Raw genomic sequence first — 6,969 nt, 5'->3', positions numbered from 1 at the left:
CTTGCCGCAAGCTCGGCATCTCCTTCTGGGGCTATCTGGGTGACCGGATCGGACAGCACGGTGAGATTGCGCCACTACCCGATATCATTCGGGAACGCGCCGCAGCGGCGCGCGCCGTGCCATGACTTATTGAGAAGTTACCTTGAAAGGGCTGGTCACGAGCGCCCAGCGATCGTCGCGGTGTACTGCGGTTAGCTGGCTTCTGCGCGTGGTGAAACCAAGCCTCTCAGGTGCTCGTCCCAGGTCCCGTCGACGGCGATCTGGTCACCTGGAATAATGGCCCCTCCAGACCGACAGGTCCGAGAATGACCAACTACATCGCGCTCTCCAAAGGCCACACGACGACCCCATCCTTCCGGAACGGGCGCGCCACCGATACCGGGACTTGAAGCGGAGTGTCCGGTTACGGTGGGATACCATCGAGGAGATCCGGTTCGCCTGTGCCTGATCCGAAACCGCAATGACCATCGTCGTCGTCGCCGAGAAGCCGAGCGTGGCGCGCGACATCGCCCGCGTGCTGGGGGCGCGCAGGAAGGCCGAGGGCCACCTGGAAGGCAACGGCTATGCGGTCACCTGGGCGCTGGGGCACCTGGTGCACTTCGCCGAGCCGGACGACTACGGTCCGCAATGGAGCGGTCGCTGGGCGACCGGCCAGCTGCCCATGATCCCCGAGCACTGGCAGCTCAAGACCCAGCGCTCCACCGTCAAGCAGTTCCAGGTGGTCAAACGACTGATCAACGGTGCCGGGACCGAGCAGATCGTCTGCGCCACGGACGCCGGGCGGGAAGGGGAGAACATCTTCCGCCTGATCTACGAGCATGCCCGCTGCGAGAAACCGGTCCAGCGACTGTGGGTCTCCAGCCTCACCGACGAGGCCATCCGCGAGGGCTTTCGCCGCTTGCGCCCCGGCAGCGCCTACGACGACCTGGGTCAGGCGGCGCGGGGACGGGCCCAGGCCGACTGGCTGGTGGGGATGAACCTGACCCGTGCCTACACAGTGCACAACCGGGTGCTGTGCACCATCGGGCGGGTGCAGACACCGACCCTTGCCATGATCGTCCAAAGGGACGCGCAGATCGCCAGCTTCCGCAAGGCCTTCTTCTACGAGCTGGTGGCGACCCTGGAAGAAGGCTTCGCCGCCAAGTACAGCCACAGGGGCCAGACACGCATCGACGACAAGGCCGAGGCCGAGCGCCTGCACCGCAAGCTCAGCCCCTACCGCACCGGTACGGTGCGCAAGATCGAGAAGAAGGTCCGGCGCAACCGCGCGCCACCCCTCTACGACCTGACCAATCTTCAACGCGACGCCAACCGGCGCTTCGGCTTCACCGCCGCCCAGGTGCTTGAGTATGCCCAGGCCCTCTACGAGACCCACAAGCTCATCAGCTACCCGCGCACCGAGAGCCGACATATTTCCGAGGACATGGTGCCGCAGCTGCCGGGTATCCTCGAGAAGCTCGATCACCCCCAAGCCCCCGCGGCCCTGGAGCGGCTCCGAAACGGGCACAAACTGGGCAAGGCCTACGTCGACAAGACCAAGCTCACCGACCACCACGCCATCCTGCCCACCGGGAAGACGCCGTCACCGACCCTTCCTCCGACCTTGCGCAAGATCTACGGCCTGGTCGTGGACCGCTTCGTCGGCGTCTTCCTCCCCGACCAAGTCGTGGAGGAGACGGCGGTGACCCTCGACATCGGCGGTGCCACCTTCGTGGCCAAGGGCACCCTGGTGCTGGAGGCGGGCTGGAAGCAGGTCGGGCCGGGCGATGCGATGGGGCAGGGAGGCGCTACCGAAAGTAGCAAAGGGGGAGACGGCCGCCAAACCCTGCCAACCCTCGAGGAGGGACAAACGGTTCACATCAAGGCCATGGACGTGCTGGAGAAGGAGACCCAGCCGCCGAAGCCCTACACGGATGCCACGCTCCTGGCGGCGATGAAGAACGCCGGCCGCGAGATCGAGGACGACGCCCTGGCCGAGGCCATGAAGCAGACAGGGCTCGGAACGCCGGCGACCCGCGCCGAGATCATCGAGAAGCTGATCCGCACCGAATACGTGCAGCGCGAGCGCAAGCAGCTGCGCGCCACCGAGAAGGGGCGGGCCCTGATCGCCCTGGTGGCCGAGCCGCTGCGCAGCACGGAGCTGACCGCAGAATGGGAGCAGCAGCTCAAGGAGGTGGAGGAGGGCAAACGTCCGGCCGGGGAGTTCTACCGCGGCATCGTCAATTTTCTCCGGGAGCTGGTGCCCCAAGTAGCCCAAGGTCCAGCGCTCTCGCCCGAACAGGTCGCCGCGGCCAGGGAGCACCGGGGCGGGCGCAAACAACAGGGCGGGAAACGCGGCAGTGCGAAGCCCGCGGGCCTGGGAAGCTGCCCCCTGTGCAAGGAGGGCGAGATCGTCGAGACCGCGAAGGCCTACGGCTGCAGCCGCTACCGGGACGGTTGTGGTTTCACCATCTGGAAGCGGGTGGCAGGCCGCAAGCTGGCGAAGAAGCAGGTCGAGCAGCTGCTCCACGAGGGGCGCACCGACCGGATCGAGGGCTTCACCTCCAAGGCGGGCAAGCCCTTCGCGGCGGCGCTGAAGCTGGGAGAGGGGCTCAAGGTGGAATTTGACTTCTCGGACGGGCCGCGACAAGCCGCGCTACCCGCTAGCGACGCGGCGCCGGCCCCAGCCGAGGTGACGACAGAGGAGAGTCCGATCCCGGCCGCAGCGCGGCCCGCACCAGAACCGCTTACCTGTCCCAGGTGTGGTCAGGGGCGCATCATCGAGGGCAAGCGCGGCTTCGGCTGTAATCGTTTCCGCGAGGGCTGTGACTTCGTGGTGTGGAAAGAGATTAGCGGAAAGCGACTGACCGAGAAACAGGTTCACGCGTTGATCGGCAAAGGAAAGACCGGGTTGCTCAAGGGATTCAAGAGCAAGTCGGGAAAGAAGTTCGACGCGCGTCTGCGCCTCGACCCGCAGTGGCAGGTGGCGTTCGAGTTTCCCGACCGCAAACCAGGCTCGATGAATCGGAAAAAGAACTGAAGCAATGTTGTTCGGATGACCGCCTACCCACCGGCCGCCAACGTCTTTCGAATGGTCTTCTCGTATTCAGGAAAGTACTGGCCGATAACCGGCAACGCAAACGAATTCAGGATACTCGTGTTGCTCTCGCGTTCGAGAAGAAACTCGAAGGACTTCTCAACCAGTAACTCCGGCGCGACCCGTTTGCCCGTGAGCTTCTCGTAGTAAGAGGGGCTCAACGTGACCCTGTGCGTCGTCGTTGTTCGTCCTTCGACCGTCACTCGGAAGGTGTTCTCATCGATCGGCTGTACCCTGATCATGGTTGCTGGGCTCCGTGCGGCGTTATTGTCAGATCAATCGAGCGTGAGGACGTGAGCAATCCAGTGCTTGTCCTGGAGCGGCTGTCGTCAATGGACGCGAAAGCCCTCGTGACATGCCACGCATTGCTGCATTACCTGGGACAAGGCCTTAAATGCGGCGCCAAGGTCGCCGGTCACCTCAGCGTCGCGTGAGGCCACGGCGAAGCGGCTTGCAGCGCGGTGCATGGCGGAGCCGATCGCGCGCATCGGCTCGGGCATAAAGGGGGCCATGTGCGCCCCACCGTGCGCCTGCATCGCACTCATACCCAGGCGGCCCTCCGCCGTCTCGGCCGCGGCTTCGTACCTGCCCTCGGCGAGTTGCCGGGTGATGGTTTCGAGTGCCACCAGGTGGTCGCGCATGTTCGCGAGCATATGGGCTTGCATCGGCGGCGGCAGCTCGACCCGTTTTCGGGTGTCCTCGGCCCGCACGGTCAGCGCCACGGCGCCGATGAGCAGCGGAGCAATCAGGATGGCCCTCTTCATCACGTTGGTCTCCGTTGATCATCGTTATATTGTCCAGGTTCAATCCGTCTCGTCGTCGCCTCGTGAGGGGTCTGTGCAGCCTGCGCCCAGGACGTAACCACAATGGTACTCCATGGCGGGGAGCTCACTTGTTATAGATCACAGGCATCTGACCTTTCCAACTTTGCCATGTCTCGTTATCAGTGATCAGCTCGGCCATGAAGTGAGCGACGTTGATCCGGCTTGTCGAGCCTGGGTTGAATATGGCGCTACGGATCGGTGAGGGGTGCAGCGCGTAATCCGTAACCACATCTTCGTCTCTCAGACTGTCGGGACGCACCGCAACCCATTCGAGTGCCTCGTTGCCTTGGCCTAGTTCCGTTCGCAGATAGTCGGCCGCCTGCTCATTGTCCGCATGCGGCGGCAGCAACAGGCGGAGCAAGGCAATGACAATCTTCTGAGCCGAGGACATTGGTTCATCAGTATCCCTGTTGCTGGAACCGGCCGAGCTCATGAGGACGAACTGAACAGGCACCTCCGGCCTGCGTGCGATGATCGCAGCCGATAACCTGCGTACGGTATCGGTTACCAGGCGGCGCGGTTTACCGAAGATGCCTTTCCAGCTCATATTGTGGCCCAGACAGGACGCGACGGTTTTGCACCCTGCTGTCAACGCCGCCAGCTCCGTATCGGTGAGCTCGGGAAGATTCGCCCGGATGACTGATAGCCGGTCATGTTTTCTGAGTTGGTCGGGAAGCGTAGCGGATGCGCGTACGACGGCTTTCACGTGCAGCCCGCGATCGAGTAACAGCCTGACGAGAAGTCGACCGGTCGCGCCGGTAGCACCGACCACCAGTACGGTCTTTGCTTCATTCGACTTGATCACCGTTTTTCTTCTGTTTCCGCGCTTGCTCATGGTGAAGCCTTGTCAGCACCGCGACGAACACGACCCGGCGAGAGTTGGAAGGTCCGCTTGAAGGCCCGGCAGAAAGCGGCTTCGGATTGATAGCCGAGCTCCTCGGCGATCCTCGCCACCGGTTCGGCGGAGTCCAGCAAACGGGTTCTTGCGACCTGCATCCGCCAATCGGTCAGGTAACGGCCCGGTGATAAACCGACCAGTTGTGTGAACCTTGCTGAGAAGGCGGACCTCGACATCGCCACGGCATCGGCCAGGGACGCTACGCCCCAGTCGTTGGCTGGATCCTTGTGAATCAACGCGAGCGCCCGCCCGATCTGGCGATCGCGAAGCGCAGCCAACCAGCCCTGGTCGGCATCGGCTGAGCTTTCCAACCAAGAACGTATGGCCTGGATCACCACGACGTCTGCCAGACGCGTGATCACGGTTTCGCCCCCGGGTTTGAGCGAGGCTGCCTCACTGGCGATGAAGCGGAGCGTGCTCTGCAGCCAGCCCCCGGCATCATCGTGCCAGCCGTCGATGTAAATGGTCTGGGGTAGCAGTCGCAACAGGTGCCGCGCAGCGACGTCGTCAAAGCGGACGACGCCGTACATGGTCCGGGTCAGTTCGCCCCCGCCACCATGCCGCATGCACTCGTAGCGGTCGCTGATCTTCTCGACGGGCAGGTCGAAAAGCGGTTCCGGTTTCAAGGCGGGATCACTGCTGAGGATATGAGGTATCCCGTGCGGGATCAGTGCGAGGTTCCCCTGGTCGAGCAAGCGGGGTTCTGCATCGGTGACCTGGAGCCAACAGCGCCCGGACGTGACCACCAGGAACGTCATGACGCCTTCGAGCTCCGGGATCTCGATCGCGAAGGGGGCCGTGAACTCGCCGCGGCAATAGAGCGTGCCGGTCAGGCGCAGCATATGCAGTGTCTCGCCCAACGGGTCGGCCGGTTCCGGCAGGACGGGGGTCGGTTTCGCCATCGGTTCCTTCAGGTCGACCAAGTAGACCTTGTAACCGCAAGAATAGACGATCTGCACATTATTGACGACAAAGCGGCATGGTTGATCCTGTTCCCGGTGCCTAAGCTTCGCTCAGGTTCCACCAACCGTGAGGCACATGCCATGCAACTCCACAATCTGTCTGCTCGCAGTGAGGATGCCAGCGGGTTCCTACGGCCCGCGGGTCAGGAAGCGGTCATGCGTCGGTTTATCGACGACCTGGTCAACGACGGCAACTTCTCGATCCTGGGCGATCTCGTTCATCCGGACTACGTCTATCGCGCCCCAGGCCAGGAACTGCACGGACCGGAAGCGCTGAAGGCGTTGTTCGCCGCCTACCGCACGGCGTTTCCCGACCTGCACATCGCCATCGAGGATCTGCTGATCGCAGGCGACAAGGCCGTCATCGCCTTCACCCTAACGGGTACCCATGCCGGCGTTCTGATGGGCATTGGTGCGACCGGCAAGGAAGTGGAGGCACAGGGAATGGTGCTCAGTCGTTTCGAGGACGGGAAGATCATCGAGGAGTGGGAGATTCTGGATCAGCTCACTCTGTTCGAGCAGCTCGGCGTCGTCTCGCTTCCCGCGTGAGTGGCGATGCAGACTTGCGATCAATGAGTATTTGACAGCATCTAAGGAGATGACCATGCAAAACGAGACCATTCTCGTCATCGGGTCTACCGGAAAGACCGGCCGTCGGATTGCTGGAAAACTAGCGGACCTCGGGTACGCCGTACGCCACGGGTCGCGCCGCTCGTCGACGCCTTTCGACTGGGAGAAGCCGGGGACATGGAATGCGGCTCTCGCCGGGGTCCAGGCCGCGTACATCTCGTACCTAAATCTTGTAAGCGCGGGACACAGCGAAAAGGAAAAGGTAAACTCCTCAGTAAGTTAAGAGCTGAATTTGTAACTTCTCAATAAGTCGGGGCGGATTTCAAATCAATGGGTTGCGAGGATCCCGCAGCACGACAGAGCCGTCGCCGGATGCCACCACCAAAAAGGAATCAATGAGTTGGATGCAGCAACCCCTACACAAAGGCTACTAGCACTTTTTGAGCAGGGAGTACTCGTGTCTTGGTCGTGGAGTGAGAATGTCAAAACATGCTGCTATCTTTCATGATTAAATGCCGATCGGTCGCTAACTGGAGTGCGGAATGTAAGTCCGGATAGGAACTGGAGAGGAGAAAGCGGATGCGCCGGGTGTTGCGCAGGATCACCGCACCGATCTCCAGTAATCGCAAGCGAATGGTA

Annotated in this window: 7 protein-coding genes; 2 read left to right on the top strand and 5 right to left on the bottom strand. The window is 62.3% G+C overall.

What is annotated here, in order from left to right; translation table 11 throughout:
- Nucleotides 1-460 precede the first annotated feature (460 nt).
- The gene (locus LJE91_12260; protein MCG6869461.1) at nt 461-3,019 is read left to right on the top strand and encodes a DNA topoisomerase 3; all 2,559 of its coding nucleotides are present in this window, start codon (nt 461-463) and stop codon (nt 3,017-3,019) included.
- Nucleotides 3,020-3,042: 23 nt separating this feature from the next.
- On the opposite strand, the gene LJE91_12255 is transcribed toward LJE91_12260, so the two are convergent.
- From LJE91_12255 to LJE91_12240, 4 genes are all read right to left on the bottom strand, one after another.
- A complete protein-coding gene (locus tag LJE91_12255; protein MCG6869460.1) occupies nt 3,043-3,318 on the bottom strand; it encodes a hypothetical protein in 276 nt (91 codons plus the stop codon).
- A gap of 87 nt (nt 3,319-3,405) precedes the next feature.
- A complete protein-coding gene (locus LJE91_12250) occupies nt 3,406-3,840 on the bottom strand; it encodes a hypothetical protein (GenBank protein ID MCG6869459.1) in 435 nt (144 codons plus the stop codon).
- A 124-nt stretch (nt 3,841-3,964) separates the two neighbouring features.
- A complete protein-coding gene (locus LJE91_12245) occupies nt 3,965-4,735 on the bottom strand; it encodes an SDR family oxidoreductase (protein MCG6869458.1) in 771 nt (256 codons plus the stop codon).
- The gene (locus tag LJE91_12240) at nt 4,732-5,700 is read right to left on the bottom strand and encodes an AraC family transcriptional regulator (GenBank protein MCG6869457.1); all 969 of its coding nucleotides are present in this window, start codon (nt 5,698-5,700) and stop codon (nt 4,732-4,734) included. The genes LJE91_12245 and LJE91_12240 overlap by 4 nt, the downstream gene beginning before the upstream one ends.
- Before the next feature lie 141 nt (nt 5,701-5,841).
- Here LJE91_12240 and LJE91_12235 point away from each other — a divergent pair, with 141 nt between their 5' ends.
- Entirely contained in the window at nt 5,842-6,309 is a 468-nt protein-coding gene (locus LJE91_12235; protein ID MCG6869456.1) for an ester cyclase, read from the top strand.
- A 503-nt stretch (nt 6,310-6,812) separates the two neighbouring features.
- On the opposite strand, the gene LJE91_12230 is transcribed toward LJE91_12235, so the two are convergent.
- Nucleotides 6,813-6,969, bottom strand: a 157-nt coding sequence (locus LJE91_12230) for a transposase (GenBank protein ID MCG6869455.1), incomplete at its 5' end; no start/stop codon positions are given.

This window comes from Gammaproteobacteria bacterium (genome assembly GCA_022340215.1).
Classification (GTDB): Bacteria; Pseudomonadota; Gammaproteobacteria; order JAJDOJ01; family JAJDOJ01; genus JAJDOJ01.
This window is presented reverse-complemented; position numbering and strand designations above follow the sequence as displayed.